At 73.5% G+C, this 14,818-nt stretch carries 18 protein-coding genes and 1 tRNA gene; 13 read left to right on the top strand and 6 right to left on the bottom strand.

The genetic code is table 11. From position 1 onward, the window contains the following. Window positions 1–17 precede the first annotated feature (17 nt). A complete protein-coding gene (locus tag ACFYYN_RS19605) occupies window positions 18–647 on the bottom strand; it encodes a TetR family transcriptional regulator (RefSeq protein ID WP_500546823.1) in 630 nt (209 codons plus the stop codon). Window positions 648–789: 142 nt separating this feature from the next. On the opposite strand from ACFYYN_RS19605, the gene ACFYYN_RS19600 reads away from it, so the two are divergent. Further along, the gene (locus ACFYYN_RS19600) at window positions 790–948 is read left to right on the top strand and encodes a hypothetical protein (RefSeq protein WP_500323805.1); all 159 of its coding nucleotides are present in this window, start codon (window positions 790–792) and stop codon (window positions 946–948) included. 29 nt (window positions 949–977) lie between these two features. Further along, complete coding sequence (locus tag ACFYYN_RS19595; RefSeq protein WP_499515149.1) at window positions 978–1,274, top strand: DUF4190 domain-containing protein; 297 nt, start codon at window positions 978–980, stop codon at window positions 1,272–1,274. A gap of 129 nt (window positions 1,275–1,403) precedes the next feature. On the opposite strand, the gene ACFYYN_RS19590 is transcribed toward ACFYYN_RS19595, so the two are convergent. Next, window positions 1,404–2,783, bottom strand: a complete 1,380-nt coding sequence (locus ACFYYN_RS19590; protein ID WP_500546822.1) for a helix-turn-helix domain-containing protein — start codon at window positions 2,781–2,783, stop codon at window positions 1,404–1,406. 208 nt (window positions 2,784–2,991) lie between these two features. Here ACFYYN_RS19590 and ACFYYN_RS19585 point away from each other — a divergent pair, with 208 nt between their 5' ends. Next, window positions 2,992–3,618 (top strand): hypothetical protein, encoded by a 627-nt coding sequence (locus tag ACFYYN_RS19585; protein WP_500323807.1) that lies wholly within the window; start codon window positions 2,992–2,994, stop codon window positions 3,616–3,618. 85 nt (window positions 3,619–3,703) lie between these two features. Here ACFYYN_RS19585 and ACFYYN_RS19580 read toward each other — a convergent pair whose 3' ends face one another. Further along, window positions 3,704–5,317, bottom strand: a complete 1,614-nt coding sequence (locus tag ACFYYN_RS19580; RefSeq protein WP_500546821.1) for an ABC-F family ATP-binding cassette domain-containing protein — start codon at window positions 5,315–5,317, stop codon at window positions 3,704–3,706. 270 nt (window positions 5,318–5,587) lie between these two features. On the opposite strand from ACFYYN_RS19580, the gene ACFYYN_RS19575 reads away from it, so the two are divergent. Next, the gene (locus ACFYYN_RS19575; protein WP_500546820.1) at window positions 5,588–5,977 is read left to right on the top strand and encodes a hypothetical protein; all 390 of its coding nucleotides are present in this window, start codon (window positions 5,588–5,590) and stop codon (window positions 5,975–5,977) included. A gap of 15 nt (window positions 5,978–5,992) precedes the next feature. Further along, window positions 5,993–6,066: transfer RNA gene (locus ACFYYN_RS19570), tRNA-Met, on the top strand. Window positions 6,067–6,139: 73 nt separating this feature from the next. On the opposite strand, the gene ACFYYN_RS19565 is transcribed toward ACFYYN_RS19570, so the two are convergent. Then, window positions 6,140–6,409 (bottom strand): DUF6343 family protein, encoded by a 270-nt coding sequence (locus ACFYYN_RS19565; RefSeq protein ID WP_500323810.1) that lies wholly within the window; start codon window positions 6,407–6,409, stop codon window positions 6,140–6,142. A 138-nt stretch (window positions 6,410–6,547) separates the two neighbouring features. On the opposite strand from ACFYYN_RS19565, the gene ACFYYN_RS19560 reads away from it, so the two are divergent. The 8 genes from ACFYYN_RS19560 to ACFYYN_RS19525 all read left to right on the top strand — a co-directional run bounded on the left by ACFYYN_RS19560 (window position 6,548) and on the right by ACFYYN_RS19525 (window position 13,345). Continuing rightward, complete coding sequence (locus ACFYYN_RS19560) at window positions 6,548–7,648, top strand: MFS transporter (protein WP_500546819.1); 1,101 nt, start codon at window positions 6,548–6,550, stop codon at window positions 7,646–7,648. Between the two features lie 35 nt (window positions 7,649–7,683). Next, window positions 7,684–8,208, top strand: a complete 525-nt coding sequence (locus ACFYYN_RS19555) for a SigE family RNA polymerase sigma factor (protein ID WP_500546818.1) — start codon at window positions 7,684–7,686, stop codon at window positions 8,206–8,208. Between the two features lie 63 nt (window positions 8,209–8,271). After that, window positions 8,272–9,489, top strand: coding sequence for a hypothetical protein (locus tag ACFYYN_RS19550; protein ID WP_500546817.1), 1,218 nt, complete (start codon window positions 8,272–8,274; stop codon window positions 9,487–9,489). 157 nt (window positions 9,490–9,646) lie between these two features. Further along, window positions 9,647–11,119: an FAD-binding protein gene (locus tag ACFYYN_RS19545; protein WP_500546816.1), complete on the top strand. Its 1,473-nt coding sequence runs from the start codon at window positions 9,647–9,649 to the stop codon at window positions 11,117–11,119. Between the two features lie 29 nt (window positions 11,120–11,148). Continuing rightward, window positions 11,149–11,880, top strand: coding sequence for a tyrosine-protein phosphatase (locus tag ACFYYN_RS19540; protein WP_500546815.1), 732 nt, complete (start codon window positions 11,149–11,151; stop codon window positions 11,878–11,880). A 90-nt stretch (window positions 11,881–11,970) separates the two neighbouring features. Beyond that, window positions 11,971–12,447 carry an SRPBCC family protein gene (locus tag ACFYYN_RS19535; RefSeq protein ID WP_500546814.1) on the top strand — a complete coding sequence of 159 codons (477 nt, stop codon included), beginning with the start codon at window positions 11,971–11,973 and terminating at the stop codon, window positions 12,445–12,447. After that, window positions 12,444–12,797, top strand: a complete 354-nt coding sequence (locus ACFYYN_RS19530) for an ArsR/SmtB family transcription factor (RefSeq protein ID WP_500323817.1) — start codon at window positions 12,444–12,446, stop codon at window positions 12,795–12,797. The genes ACFYYN_RS19535 and ACFYYN_RS19530 overlap by 4 nt, the downstream gene beginning before the upstream one ends. A gap of 5 nt (window positions 12,798–12,802) precedes the next feature. Next, on the top strand, window positions 12,803–13,345 hold the full coding sequence (locus tag ACFYYN_RS19525; protein WP_500546813.1) for a hypothetical protein: 543 nt from the start codon (window positions 12,803–12,805) through the stop codon (window positions 13,343–13,345). A 48-nt stretch (window positions 13,346–13,393) separates the two neighbouring features. Here the strand turns inward: ACFYYN_RS19525 and ACFYYN_RS19520 are convergent, their stop codons facing one another. Then, on the bottom strand, window positions 13,394–13,633 hold the full coding sequence (locus tag ACFYYN_RS19520) for a hypothetical protein (protein WP_500323819.1): 240 nt from the start codon (window positions 13,631–13,633) through the stop codon (window positions 13,394–13,396). Between the two features lie 13 nt (window positions 13,634–13,646). After that, entirely contained in the window at window positions 13,647–14,798 is a 1,152-nt protein-coding gene (locus tag ACFYYN_RS19515; protein WP_500546812.1) for an inorganic phosphate transporter, read from the bottom strand. Window positions 14,799–14,818: the final 20 nt, after the last annotated feature.

The following is a 14,818-nucleotide window of genomic DNA, read 5'->3' as shown; positions in this document are numbered from 1 at the left end:
CAAGTGTCAATTCGCCCTCAGGCCTGCAGCCAGTGCCGACGTCCCAGGTGGATCAGGTAGAGCTCCTTGCGGGCCCGCTCCGCGATGTGCTCCTCGGCCGCGGCGTCATCGGCCGGCGCCTCCATGAAGGCGATCGCCGTCATCAGCATGCGGTCCACGTACAACTCGGCGAGCATGCGCACGTCCTCGGCCGTCCAGCCCTGCGAGACGGGCTGCGCGCCGAGCGCCTCGGCCACTTCGTCGGCGAAGAGCGAGAGTTCGGCGGCGATGGCCTCGCGGACGGCCTGCACCCCGCCGTGCCGCTCGCGGGCGATGAAGCGGATGTGCGACCGGTGGTCGCGCACGTGCAGGGTGATGACGCGGACGGAGCGGGCGATGACCTCCTCGGCGTCGTCCTGCTCGGCCAGGATCGCCCGGATCATCGCGTGCAGACTGCCCAGCGACTCGGCGACCAGGGCCACTCCGAGATCGCCCATGTCGCGGAAGTGCCGGTAGAACCCGGCGGGCGCGACGCCCACTTCACGGGTGACCTCGCGCAGCCCCAGGCTGCTCAAGCTCTGGTTCTCCAGCAGGCGCAGGCCCGCGTCGAGGAGGGCCCGCCGGGTCTGCTGCTTCTGGGCCTCACGGACCCCGAGGGTGTGACTCATGTCATCCAGTAAACAGCCGTTCGCCGAGTTGCGCGAGAGTAGAGTACCGACTCAGTGAACAACTGTTATTCCAGTTGTTCACTGAGCTGTGACGTCGTCCGCAGCCCGCAGTGCCATCCGGCAACCGAGAAAGGCACACGCCGTGACCCTCCTCGTCGTCCTGGTCGCCATGGGGATCCTCCTGGGCACCGTCTCGTACACCTCGTCCTCCGTCTTCTTCGTCGCCGCGGGCGTGGTCGGTGTCTGGCTGCTCACGTTCTACGTCCGCGAGCGCGTCGGGCACCACCGCCACCACCGCTGACCCCACGTCTCCCAGGGGGGAACCCACCCATGGACTCCTACGTACCTGCCCGTGAGCGCGAACTGCGCGCCATGGAAGCCCGGTCGGGCTCGGACGGCTCCGACGGCATGGCCGTCGCCTCGTTCGTGCTGGGCCTGGTCGGCCTGCTGGCCTTCAACATCGTGCTCGGCCCCTTTGCCCTGATCCTCGGTGGCGTCGCGCTCGTCCGGGGCACCCGGCGTCCGGTCCGGGCGATCCTCGGCCTGGTGCTCGGCGCGGCCGACCTGATGGTGCTGGTCGTGCTCATCACCATGAACAAGGGCCTCATCTGGCCGTTCGGCCTCTGACCGCGAGGGACGCGGCCGACGGGAAACGGGGGAGCGGGTCCCCACCCTTCACGGGGGGTGGGGCCCTTCCGCACGTCCCGGCGCGGGCGACGGGGCACGGGCACGGGGCGTCGGGACGGGGAGCGGAGCCTAGTTGCGGGTCCAGCCCCCGGAGGACCAGTAACCGTACTCGGGGCGGCCCTTGACGCCGCTGGTGCGGAAGGGGAGCCCGCCGTCGTCGATGCGGACCGTGTCCGTCAGGCCGCCGGCGCTCCACTCCAGTTCGAGGAACCAGTCGCAGTCGCAGCGCACCGTGCGGGCGTGCACCCTGAGCACCAGCGGATCCTGTGCGGAGACCTGGTACGGGAGGCGGACCGCGGGAAGGACGTGCTCGCTGTCGGAGCCGTCCCGTGGCCGCGGCTGCGGGCGCGCGGCGTCGAGGTCCACCGCGTACTCCGCGGGGGTCAGCGCTCCACCGCAGCCGTTGTCCATCGAGTACGACGACCAGCGCAGCGGGTCGCGGCGTTCGACGACGCGGACGTGCAGGGCCTGCACCACCACCGGCGTCGACCCGCGCCCCCGGATCGTGGCCTCGACGATGGTCGTACCGCCGTGCACGGCGCCGAGCGCGGCGGCCCAGGCGCGCGCGTCCTGGGAGACCGGCGGGGGAGGGACGTCCGCGGGGGGCCGGTCGATGAGGTAGTCGTGACCGCAGCCGTTCTCCCAGACGTGCGAGCGCACGCTCCAGACCAGAGGCCGCGCGGGCACCGGGGCGTGGGAAGCCGTGCTGCCGCCGGGGGAGCGCGGAGCGGTGTCGGTGCCGTTCGCCGACGGCGTCGTGGACGAGGCCTGCCCGGAGGGGGACGTGCCGGGCGAGGCCGGGACCGTGCCCGTCCCACCCGGCGAGGGGGGTGTGCCTCCCGCCCCGCCGGGGCGCGCGGAGGGCGAGGACGCGGCGTGGGCCGGCGGACCCTCGCCGCCCGTGCCGTCGGTCATCGCCAGCGCGGCGCCGGTGAGCACGAGCGCCGCCACCGATCCGGCGACGGCGGGCCGGGACAGACGCCGGCGCCAGGAGCGCGGCGGGCGCGGCGCCGGGACGGTGCCGATCGGGTCGAGTTCGGCGGGCGCCTGTGGGGCCGCCTCGGGGCCGGGCGGACGCGCGTTTCCGACGGGGGCGTTCCCGGCGGCGGCGTCGTCGTTCGCGTCGGCCTCTCCGTCTCCGCTCCCGTTGCCGCTCTCGTCGCGCTCGGCCGCCGCACCGCCGCGGTTGCCGACCCGCCGGACGGCGTCCGCGAGCACCCATCGGCGGTGCAGCTCGACCAGTTCCTCCGGTCCCGCGCCGCACAACCGCGCCAGGCGCTCCACGACCGCGTAGTCGGCCGGTACGGCGTCGCCGTTGCAATAGCGGTGCAGGGTCGACGTGCTGACGTGGAGCCGAGTCGCCAGCTGCCCGTAGCTCAGCCCCGAACGGCCCTTCAGGTCACGTAAATACCGGGCGAAGTGCTCGCTGCCCGCTGCCGTACCACCCATGTCCCGCGCCCCCGACGTCTTCCCGTGTCCCGGCCGCCCGTTCCAGGGCGCTCACGTCTCCCCAGGCCAGGGTACGCGCAACCGTTCCGGCGTCCCGGAACCGGCCGCTGCTGTTGCCGGGTCGTGACGGCGCCGCGCAGGCTGAGGTGCAGTACCGGCGCCGCTCGGCGACGGTCCTCGTCCACGACCTGACCACGGGGGAAGCACCTTGAACCGCACACCCACCCGCCGCGCCGCCGTGACCGCGCTGGCCGCGGTCGCCGCCACCTCTCTGCTCGCCGCCGGCTCCGCCGAGGCCGGGGCCGCCGCGCCCACCGCGGCGCCGAGGTTCCTCGCGCCGAAGGAACTGCCGCCGTACCCCCTCTCGCCCTGGTACGCCGACCGGGTCACCGGCGGCCTGCCCGAGGGCGGCACCGCCTGCGCCCTGCGCGGCCTGCCCCGCAAGGGCGTCTCGCACCGCTCGTTCTGGACCGAACTGGACACCAACGCCCAGCAGGTCACCTTCACGACCAAGAACACCAAGGCGGCGCGTGACCTGGCCGCCAAGCTCCGCGCGTCCGTGCGGGGCTGCGCCGGCCGCTTCCTGGAGCAGAACCCGGGCTCGGAGGCCGACTGGAAGGACTTCGGCGCCCTCGACGTGGAGGAGGGCGCGCACGTCTACGGCGTGCACGTCGCGCCCCCCGAGTCCGAGCACAACGTCCGGCTCTACGGGATCGGCCGCGACGGCCGCACCGTCACCGTCGTCGAGTGGGGCCAGATGGGGACCCTCGACCAGATCCCGCTGAAGGCCTTCAAGAAGACCACGCGGACCGCCGTGAACAAGCTGTACCGCTGACGACAGCCGACGCCGGAGCGCGGCCCACGGACACCGGCGGCGGGGCCCCGGGGGGAGCCCCGCCGCCGGAGCGGCACCACGTCCGTCACAGCGGCTCGACGCGGGTGAGCCCGCCGGCGTCGAGCCGCAGCCAGCGCGTGACGCCGATGCCCCGCAGGAACGGCAGGTCGTGGCTCGCCACGACCAGCGCCCCCTCGTAGGAGGCCAGTGCCGTCGTCAACTGCCGTACGCTCGCCATGTCCAGGCTGTTCGTCGGCTCGTCGAGCAGCAGCAGCTGCGGCGAGGGCTGGGCGAGCATCAGCGCCGCGAGCGAGGCCCGGAACCGCTCCCCGCCCGACAGCGAACCGGCCGCCTGGTCGGCCCGCCCCCCACGGAACAGGAAGCGGGCCAGCGACGCGCGGATACGGTTGCCCGTCGCCTCCGGGGCGAACCGCGCCACGTTGGCCACGACCGACAGCTCGTCGTCCAGGACGTCCAGCCGCTGCGGCAGGAAGCGCAGCGGCACGTGCACCTGCGCCTCGCCCGCCGCCGGCGGCAGTTCGCCGGCGATCGTCCGCAGCAGCGTCGTCTTCCCGGCGCCGTTCCGGCCGACCAGCGCGATCCGTTCCGGGCCGCGCAGCTCCAGGTCCCCGGCGGGCGCCCCGTACGCCGTCCGCAGGGAACGCAGCGTCAGCACGTTCCGGCCGGCGGGCACCGCGGTGTGCGGCAGGTCGACGCGGATCTCGTCGTCGTCCCGCACCGCCTCCACGGCCTCGTCCAGCCGCTCCTTCGCCTCCGCCAGCCGCTCGGTGTGCAGCACGCGGTGCTTGCCCGCCGACACCTCGGCGCTGCGCTTGCGCAGTTTCATCACGGCTCGCGGCTCCCGCTTGTTGTCGTACATCTTCTGCCCGTACCGCACGCGGCGGGCCAGTTTGACGTTGGCATCGGCCAACTCCCGCTTCTGGCGCCGCACATCGGACTCCGCGACGCGCAGCATGCGCTCGGCGGCCTCCTGCTCGACGGCCAGGGCCTCCTCGTAGACGGCGATGTCGCCCCCGTACCAGCGGACCTCGCCGTCGCGCAGCTCGGCGATCCGGTCCACGTGCCGGAGCAGTTCGCGGTCGTGGGAGACGACCACCAGCACGCCGTTCCAGGCCGCGACCGCCTCGTGGAGCCGCCGCCTGGCCGCCAGGTCCAGGTTGTTGGTCGGCTCGTCGAGCAGCAGCACGTCCGGACGGCGCAGCAGCAGGGCCGCCAGCCGCAGCAGGACGCACTCGCCGCCCGACAGTTCGCCGACGACCCGGTCGAGGCCGACGTGGCCCAGCCCGAGGCCGTCCAGTCCGGCGCGGGCCCGCTCCTCCACGTCCCAGTCGTCGCCGACCGCCGCGAAGTTCTCCTCGCGTACGTCGCCGGCCTCGACGGCGTGCAGCGCGGCCCGCGCGTCCGCGATGCCCAGGGCCTCGTCCACCCGCAGCGCGGTGTCCAGGACGACGTCCTGCGGCAGGTAGCCGACCTCGCCGACGACGCGAACCGTCCCTTCGGCGGGGGTCAGTTCGCCCGCGAGGAGCCGCAACAGGGTGGACTTCCCGGAGCCGTTGAGCCCGATGAGGCCGGTGCGGCCGGGGCCGACGGCGAGCTGGAAACCGTCCAGGACGGGAGTGCCGTCCGGCCAGGCGAAGGAGAGGTCGGTGCAGGTGATGGAGATCGCGGGATGTCCCATGTGGTCCTCCGGGGTGCTCGTGAATGACGACGGGTCGGCACACGGGGACACCGGAAGGCGGGCGCTGCACACAGGCGGCTGCTCACGGCCGAGGTCGCACACGGGCCCGCGCGGACGCCGGTTCGGCGAGCCGCGGACACGGTGTCCCTGACCTCAGAAGAGCAACGGCCTTCTCCAATCGGACGGTGGCAGGCCGGAGCAGAAGCTACGCCGGTGCCCGGGCCCCGGCAACGCATTTACCGGGCGCCCGGTCCGTGGGAGTGTGACGCCGTGACCTCCCGGACCACCGCGCCCGACGGCCGCGTCGCCTCCGTCCTCCGATTCACCACCGAGCTCATGGCCTGGGTCGCGACCCCGTGGGCCCTGGCCGGGCACTCCTGGCCGCTCGCGGCGCTCTCGGTGGTCGTGCTCGTCGGCCTGCCGACGGTGTTCGCCACCCCCGGGGACAAGGCGCAGGTGATCGTCCCCGTCCCCGGCGCGGTGACCGTCGCGCCGGTGCTGCTGCAGCTCGGAGCGGCCGTCGTCTCCTCCTGGGTGGCCTGGCCCGCCCCGGTCGCGGTGCTGGTCGGGGTCCTCGCGGCCGCCACCGTCGTGGCCGAGATCCCCCGCTGGCGGTGGCTGACCGGGAATGGATTTGGTCCTGGCGCCGACACCCCGTAAGGTTGCGTTCAACGACGCGGGGTGGAGCAGCTCGGTAGCTCGCTGGGCTCATAACCCAGAGGTCGCAGGTTCAAATCCTGTCCCCGCTACTGAAGCCGAGGGCCCGGTGCATCAGCACCGGGCCCTCGGTCTTTGCCTGCCCGTGCGTGTCCGGCCGTGCGCTCAGCGTTTGCGGAGCGGTTCGTAGGGCGGGACGTCGCGCCCCGGCTGCCAGTGCGCGCCCTGGCGGATGTGCCGGACGATCAGCACCAGGTCGGTGCCGGCGGCGAGCGCCAGCAGACCGAAGAAGACGGCCCACCCGGTACGCCCCAGGTCGGCGAAGAGCACCGTTCCCGCGATCGCCCAGACCAGCCCGAAAGCCGCGAGTGCGAGCCGCATCCGCAGTGCGCTGCGAGCCCGCAGGGGCTCGTTCCCGCTCCGTCCCATACGCATGGAAAACGCCTCCTCATCCGGTTCGTACCCGGCTACGCTCGTCCCATGACATGGCGACATTGATCCGCACCGGAGTCCCCACTGGCGCGCAGGCTCTACGCCTACGCCTTCCTCGAGGACCTGATCCCGCTCTACCCGGTGTACGCGGTGCTCTTCGCGGGCGCCGGGCTGTCCGAGGCGGGGATCTCCTCGCTCTTCGCCGTGTGGTCCCTCACGGCGTTCCTGCTTGAGGTGCCCTCGGGCGTGTGGGCCGACCGCTTCTCCCGGCGTGCCCTGCTCACCCTCGCGCCGCTGCTGGCCGGGGCGGGCTTCACGCTGTGGACCCTGTGGCCGTGCTACGCGTCCTTCGCCGCCGGGTTCGTCCTGTGGGGCGCCGGGTCGGCGCTGCGGTCCGGGGCGCTGCAGGCCCTGGTGCACGAGGAGCTGACCCGCGTCGGCGCGGCCCACGCGTACGCCCGCCTCACCGGCCGGGCGCAGGCCCTCGGCACCACGGCGGCCCTGGCCGCGACCGCGCTGGCGGGACCGATCCTCGCGGCCGGCGGCGACCGCGCGGTCGGGCTGGTCAGCGTCGCGGTGACCGTGCTGACCGCGCTGGCCGCCCTCGCGCTGCCCGAACCCCGGGCACGCGGCGCCGGTGCGGACGAGGACGGCGGCGCGGCCTCGTACGCCGGGCTGCTGCGCGAGGCCCTCGACCAGGCCCGGCACACCCCCGGCGCCGGGCGCATGGCGGCCGTCGTCTCCCTGGTGGCCGGCGCGACCGCGCTGGACGAGTACGTCCCGCTGCTCGCGCAGGCGACGGGCGTGCGGCCGTCCTTCGTCCCGCTGCTCGTACTCCTGGTGACCGCGGGGGCCACGGCCGGCGGCTGGCTCGCCGGCCGCGGTACCCGCTGGGCCCCGCTCGCACCGGCCGTCGCCGTGGTGTGCCTGACCGCGGGCGCGGCCGGCACGCATCCGGCCGGCCTGGCACTGGTGGCCGTCGCCTTCGGCCTCCTCGACTGGGCGACGACGGCCGCCGACGCCCGCCTCCAGGACCGCATCACCGACCGCACCCGTGCGACGGTCACCTCCCTGGCGGGCCTGGGCTCCGAGGCCGGATCGCTCCTGCTCTTCGGCTCCTGGGCCCTGGGCTCCCACTGGTCCGGGCCGGGTCCGCTGTTCGCCCTGGCGGCGCTGCCGCTGCTGCTTCCTGTGCTCCTGCTGTGGAGGTGCAACATTTCCCCACCCCCACGACGTCAGTGAGGTGAGGGCGACGCCGGACGACGACGGGGTGGGACATGCACGAGGACCGTACGAAGGACTTCCTGGACTTCGCGAGGACCCGCGCTGCACATCTCTTCCGGTCGGCCTGCCTGCTCACCGGCGGTGACACCCATCTCGCCGAGGACCTCGTGCAGGAGACCCTCGGCAAGCTGTACGTCACCTGGTGGCGGGTGTCCCGCGTGGGCAACCCCGCCGGGTACGCCCAGACCGTGCTCGTCCGCACCTTCCTCAGCCACAGGCGGCGGCGCAGCAGCGGCGAGTCCCCCACGGGCGAGCTCCCCGACGTGCCCGCGGACGCCGGCGATTCCGACAGCGACACGGCCCTGCTGCGGCTGACCTTCCTGGACGCGCTCGCCCGGCTGGCGCCCAAGGACCGCGCGGTCGTCGTCCTGCGCTACTGGGAGGACCGGAGCATCGAGGAGACCGCCGACGCGATGCGGGTCAGCTCGAGCGCCGTGCGCAGCCGGTCGGTGCGTGCCCTCGCCAGGCTCCGCGAACTGCTCGGCGACAGCCTCGCGGAACTCGTCTCCTCCCACTGACTCCCCCCCACCGGCTTCCCCTTCCCCTTACGACCTCTCCTCTCCTCCGGACGGTGGTTCACCATGCCCTTCGAAGACGACCTCGGCGCCGCTCTGCGGAGCACCGGCGACAGTTTCAGCACCGACAACCGCGCCCTCGTCGCGGCCGGCCTCGCGCAGGGCCGCAGCCTCCACCGCCGCCGTACGGCCGCCGTCGCGGGCACCGTCGCCGCCGTGGCGGCCGCGGGGGTGACCGCCGCCCTGGTCGTCCCCCGCGGCGGCGCCCAGGACGTGGGCCCGGCGACGACGGACACGATCGCGAACTTCGGATGGGGCCCCGAGACGGCCTCCGACCGGCAGATGCTCGCCCTCTTCGAGGACCTGCTCCCCGCGGGCAGGATCCTGGCCGGGCACGCCACGGACACGCGGCCCTCCGCGCACATGGTCCCCAGGGCCCAGGTCGTCTGGGACGACGGTCACGGCGCGTCGACGATCGCCGTCGCCCTCAGTCGCGCCACGCCCGGCCAGGAGCGCACCCGTTGCCCCGACCTCACGCTCATGAGGGAGGGCAGCACCTGCACGCGCACGGAACTCCAGGACGGGTCGGTGCTGGTGGTCATCAGGACCTGGGAGTACCAGGACGATCGCACGGGGCCCAAGAACTGGCGGGCCGTCCTGACCACCCGCGAGGGCCACCAGATCGAGGCCGACGAGTGGAACGCCACCGAGCAGAAGTCCGAGCACACCACCCGGGACGACCCGCCGCTCAGCGCGGCGCAGCTCGGTGCCCTGGTGCGTGCGACGGAGTGGAAGCGCCTGTTCGCCGTGTTCCCGGAGCCTTCGGCCTCGTCCGGGGCGCCCCGCCCCGGATCCGGCGAGGTGAGCGGCACGGAGATCCTGAAGCGCCTCAAGGCCGTCATGCCGGCGGGCCTGAAGATCTCCGCGCCGGTGGGGGAGGACGGCTATGCCCACGTAACGGTGGACGACGGCCACGGGCCCACGCTCGTCGAGGTCAACGTTCAGCACTGGGCCGAGGAGGACTTCGGGGACCTGCAGTTCTCCGACCCCCAGACCCTGCCCGACGGCACCAAGGTGCAGACCACTCAAGGGGCGGGGGACAAGGGCGGGGCCGGGATCCAGCAGTGGACCGCCGACACCCTGCGGCCCGACGGGCTGCGGGTCGTGATCTCGGAACTCAACTCCGGTGGCTACCACCGGCCTCCCACGCGCACCACGCCCGCCCTCGGCATGGACGCCCTCGTGAAGGCGGCGACCGACCCCCGGTGGAAGTCGCTCGGATGATCACCCGGGCGGCCCGCCCGGCGGGCCGCCCGCCATGGGGTCGGTTAGCGTCGCCGGTGGCCCCACGGGATTCCACGAGTCGCTGTTGACGGGGGGACAGCAGGCCTAGAATCCGGGACTGTTGCAGTGTCCACCGACCCGTTCAGGGGGAGCGCGCATGTCCCACCTCCCGTCCAGACGTGCGATGTTGCGGACGGCGGCGACGGCCGCGGGCGCCGTGGTCGTCGGATTCGACCCCGTGGGCCGCAGTTGGGCCGTGGCCGCGACGGCCGCGGACCGGGCGGACGGCACGCTGGTGGGGCTGCCCCACCTGGACGGGACGCTGTTCACCGACGACGCCTCGCTCGGCGCCGCCGCCGACGACTTCGGGCACATCGTGCACCGCACGCCGGTCGCGGTGCTGCGTCCGGGGTCGGTCGACGACGTCGTCGCCATGGTGCGCTTCTGCAACCGGCACGGGCTCAAGGTGGCGCCGCGCGGCCAGGGCCACGGCACCTTCGGTCAGGCGCAGGTCGACGGCGGGCTGGTCATCGAGACCACGCCGCTGGCGGGGATCGGCCCGGTCGGAGCGCACAGCCGTACCGTCACGGTCGGCGCCGGGGCCACATGGAGCGAGGTCACCAGGGCCACCCTGGCGCACGGGCTCACGCCGCCCGTCTTCACCGACTACCTCGAACTCTCCGTCGGCGGCACCCTGTCCGTGGGCGGACTCGGCGGGCAGAGCCACCACCACGGCGCCCAGGTCGACAACGTCACCGAGCTGCACGTCGTCACCGGGGCGGGCGAGTCGCTGCGTTGCTCCCCGTCGCGGCACCGGGACCTGTTCGAGGCGGTGCTGGCGGGCCTGGGGCAGTGCGCCGTCATCGTGTCGGCCACGCTGCGCCTGGTGAAGGCCCCGACGACGGTCCGGCACTACCTGCTGCCGTACCACGACCTCGGCACCTTCCTCGCCGACCAGCGACTGCTGGTCACCGACGGCCGGTTCGGCTACGTCGAGGGCCAGGTCGTCCCGGACGCGAACGGCGCGTTCCGCGGCTACGTCCTGGAGGCGGTCTCGTACGACGCCGCCCCCGACGACGCCGCGCTGCTGGCGGGGCTGCACCACGACACCGCGGGCGTGCAGACCGAGGACCTCGGCTACTTCGCCTTCCTCGACCGGCTCGCGGCCTCGGTGGCGGCGCTCAAGGCCGCCGGCCTGTGGGACTTCGCCCACCCCTGGCTCAACCTGCTCATCCCCGGGGACAAGGCCGCCGCCGTGGCCGGCGGCATCCTCGACGCGCTCACGCCCGCCGACCTGGGCCCCGGTGTCGTGCTGCTCTACCCGCTGCTGCGCGAGCGCCTGCACCGCCCCCTGCTGCGGGCCGGCCAGGACCCGGTCCCGTACCTGCTCGCCGTGCTGCGCACCACCCCGCCGCAGGACACCGCGACGGTCGACCGCCTCCTGGCCGCCAACCGGGCCGCGTACGAGGCCACCCGGGCGGCCGGCGGCACCCAGTACCCGGTCGGCTCCATCCCCTTCGGCCGCGCCGACTGGCGCGCCCACTTCGGCTCCGCGTGGCCCGCCCTGGCGGCGGCCAGGCGCCGGTACGACCCCCGGGGGATCCTCGTCCCCGGTCAGGGGATCTTCTGAGCGGGCGGCCCGCCCCGTAAGGTCCCCCCATGGGGAGACACATCGCGTTCGACCGACTGCACAACTTCCGCGACCTGGGCGGCTACCGCACGGCCGGCAGCCGCACGGTCCGCTGGGGGCGGCTCTACCGTTCCGACGCGCTCTCGAAGCTCGGGGGCACGGATCTGGAGCGCTTCGCCGCCCTCGGGGTGCGCACGGTCATCGACCTGCGCTACCCGTTCGAGATCGAGGCCAAGGGGCGCGTCCCGGAGGCCACCGGGGTCGCCTACCACAACCTCAGCATCGAGCACCGGCCCGTCGACCAGACCGCGTTCGGGCCGGAGGTCGAGACGACCGCCTTCTACGCCCGGCTGCACGCGGAGGTCGCGGCCGACGGCGTCAAGGAGCTGGCGCGCGCGCTCGAGGTGATCGCCGCCGACACCAGCGGGCCGCTGGTGTTCCACTGCGCGGCGGGCAAGGACCGCACCGGGCTGCTCGCGGCGCTGGTGCTCGGGCTGCTGGGGGTGTCCGAGGAGGACATCGTCGCCGACTACGCGCTGAGCGAGCTGGCCACCGCCCGCCTGCTCGCGGACTGGACGGCGGCCAACCCGGAGCGGAGCCTGCGCTGGCCCGGCTGGGGGAGGGCGCCCGCCGACGCGATGCGGATCTTCCTCGCCGGGCTGACCGCCGAGCACGGCTCCGTCGAGGGGTACGCCCGCGCGCGGCTCGGCACGGACGACGCCCTGCTCACCGCCCTGCGGGAGGTGCTGCTCACCGGCTGACCCCCCAACGTGCAACTCATCGGTTGCGCGATATGGCCTTACGTGCAACCCTGGAGTTGCACGTAAGGCTGTCCAGCGACGGAGGAACTCATGAGCACCCAGACCCAGGACCGGATCGAACGGGAGATCGGCATCGCGGCGCCGGTCGAGCGCGTGTGGGACGTCCTGACCAGGCCCGAGCACATCGGCCGCTGGTTCGGCGAGGACCTGGGCGGTGGCGGCGCGCCCGCGGACGTGGACCTGCGGCCGGGCGGCGCCTTCGAGATCGACCACGGCTTCGGCGTCTACCCCAGCCGCATCGTGAGCGTGGAACCGCCGCGCTACTTCTCCTACCGCTGGGCCACCGCCTTCCCCAGCGCGGAGGCCACGCAGGACAACTCCACCCTCGTCGAGTTCACCCTCACCGCCGACGGGGACGGCACCCGTCTGCGGGTCGTCGAGAGCGGTTTCGCGGCCCTCGCCGTCCCCGAGGACCGCATCCCGTACGCCGGGTACGAGAGCCATGCGCAGGGCTGGGCGGACGTCACGGCCGGACTCGCCACGTACGTGGAGAAGCTGCCCGCATGACGCAGACCCGTACCGAGGGCGAGGAGGACGTCTTCGCCGCGCTGGCCGACCCGATGCGGCGTCGCATCCTGGACGCCATCGCCGAGCACGGTGACACCACCGCCACCGTGCTCGCGGCCGAGCTCCCCGTGTCCCGTCAGGCGATCGTCAAGCACCTCACGGTGCTGGACCACGCGGGACTGGTCGCCGGGAGGCGCACGGGCCGGGAGATGCGGTACGCGGTACGGCCCGAGCGGCTGGTGGCGGCGGCGCGGTGGATGGACCGCGTCGCCGCCCGCTGGGACGCCCGGCTGTCGGCCATCAAACGCCTTGCGGAGGAACCCACTTCGCGGGACCCCGGTGTAACCTGAGCGCCGTGAACGGGGAGAGGCCGCCGGACAAGTTCTCCGGCCGCATAGGCGACGGTCAGATCAACTGGCAGGTGGGCCTGCTGCTCGTCGTCGTGAACGTGGTGCTGCTCGCGCTGGGCGTGGCATCGACCTTCTGGTTCTTCGGGCAGGACATCGGCATCGCGGGGCTGTCCGTGGCGCTGCCCGCCATGAGCCTGTGCACCTTCCTGGTGCTCTTCACCGACTCCCGCGACGTCCGCACCGCCGTGATGTCCGCCTTCACGGTCCTCTACTTCGGTTTCGTCGCGGCCTCGTTCAACGACGAGGTCGCACAGGCGATGGCGGACACCTCCGGCTTCCTCGACGACGTCTACGGCAGCTTCAACACCTTCATGATCGTGATGGTGGGCTTCTACTTCGGCGGCAAGACCGCGGAGAAGGTCGTCGAGAAGAAGCAAGCCGGCCGGCAGGCCCCCGCCGCCCCACCTGCGGAGCCCGCCGGGGACGAGCGCGGCACCGTCACGCCGCTGCCCGCGCCCGCCACGGCCGTGGACGCCAACCCGGCCTGACCGGCCCGGACGCCGCAGCCGGCTGCCGCCGCACTTCGGCGCGGAGCGTCAGCCGGGGACGATCAGGTCGATGCCGTAGGCCGCCACCGCCAGGCACGCCGCGAAGCACAGGGCCGCCACGGCCAGGGCCGTCTTCTCCTGGGCGTCGCGCGACTGCCCGTCGCGCGGGCCGCCGCCGCCGGCGCGGCCCCACGCGGCGACGCCCAGCGAGAACATCACCACGACGGCGATCGTGATGCCGAGGCTGGCCCCGAACACGCTGCCGAGGTTGCCCCACTGGATGTCCATGCGGATCCGCTCCTCACCGTTGCCCGGCCGAGTGGCCGGCGGGGCTCGGCGCCGGTGCACCGGGCCGCGTGTCGTTGACGTTCTCCGCGTTCACCGGGCGACGGCGCGACAGGAGGTAGAAGCCCGCGGCGGCGGCGACGGCCACACCCGCCACGAGCGCCACGCCCAGGTCGCCGTGGTCCGCGACCCAGGCCGCGACCCCGCCCACGGCCGCCGCCGCGGGGAGCGTCAGCACCCAGGACACGGCGATCCGCCCGGCGACCCCCCAGCGCACCTGGGCCAGTTTGCGGCCCAGCCCGGCGCCCAGGATGCTGCCGGTGCAGACCTGGGTGGTGGACAGCGCGAAGCCCAGGTGCGAGGACGCGAGGATCACGGAGGTCGCGCTCGTCTCGGCGGCGAAGCCCTGCGGGGACTCGATGTCGGTCAGCCCCTTGCCCATGGTGCGGATGATCCGCCAGCCCCCCACGTACGTGCCGAGCGCGATCGCCAGCCCGGCGCTCAGCACCACCCACCACGGCGGACCGGAACCGGGGGCGAGCAGTCCCCCCGAGATGAGCGTCAGCGTGATGACCCCCATCGTCTTCTGCGCGTCGTTGGTGCCGTGGGCGAGCGCCACGAGTGAGGCGGAGCCGATCTGGCCGGCCCGGAAGCCGCGCTTCACCTCGTTGCCGCGGGTCCGTCTGGTGATCACGTAGGCCAGGTACGTCGCCAGCATCGCCACCACGCAGGCCACGACGGGTGAGGCGACCGCGGGGATCACGATCTTCTCCAGGACCTCGCCGGCGTTGACCGCGGACGTGCCCGCGCCCACCCAGACCGCACCGATCAGCCCGCCGAACAGTGCGTGCGAGGAACTGGAGGGCAGGCCGAGCAGCCAGGTGACGAGGTTCCACAGGATGGCGCCCACCAGCCCGGCGAAGATCATGACGGCGGACACCTTGGCGTCGTCGACGATGCCGTTGGAGATGGTCTTGGCGACCTCCGTGGACAGGAACGCCCCCAGCAGGTTCAGCACACCGGCCACCGCCACCGCCACCCGTGGCGTGAGCGCGCCCGTGGCGATCGACGTCGCCATGGAGTTGGCCGTGTCGTGGAACCCGTTGGTGAAGTCGAAGGCGAGCGCCGTGACGATGACGATGACGATCAGAAAGGAGACAGTGGCCACCGCATACCTCCCACCCGGGT

Source organism: Streptomyces sp. NPDC001902, assembly GCF_042891295.1.
Classification (GTDB): Bacteria; Actinomycetota; Actinomycetes; order Streptomycetales; family Streptomycetaceae; genus Actinacidiphila.
This window is presented reverse-complemented; position numbering and strand designations above follow the sequence as displayed.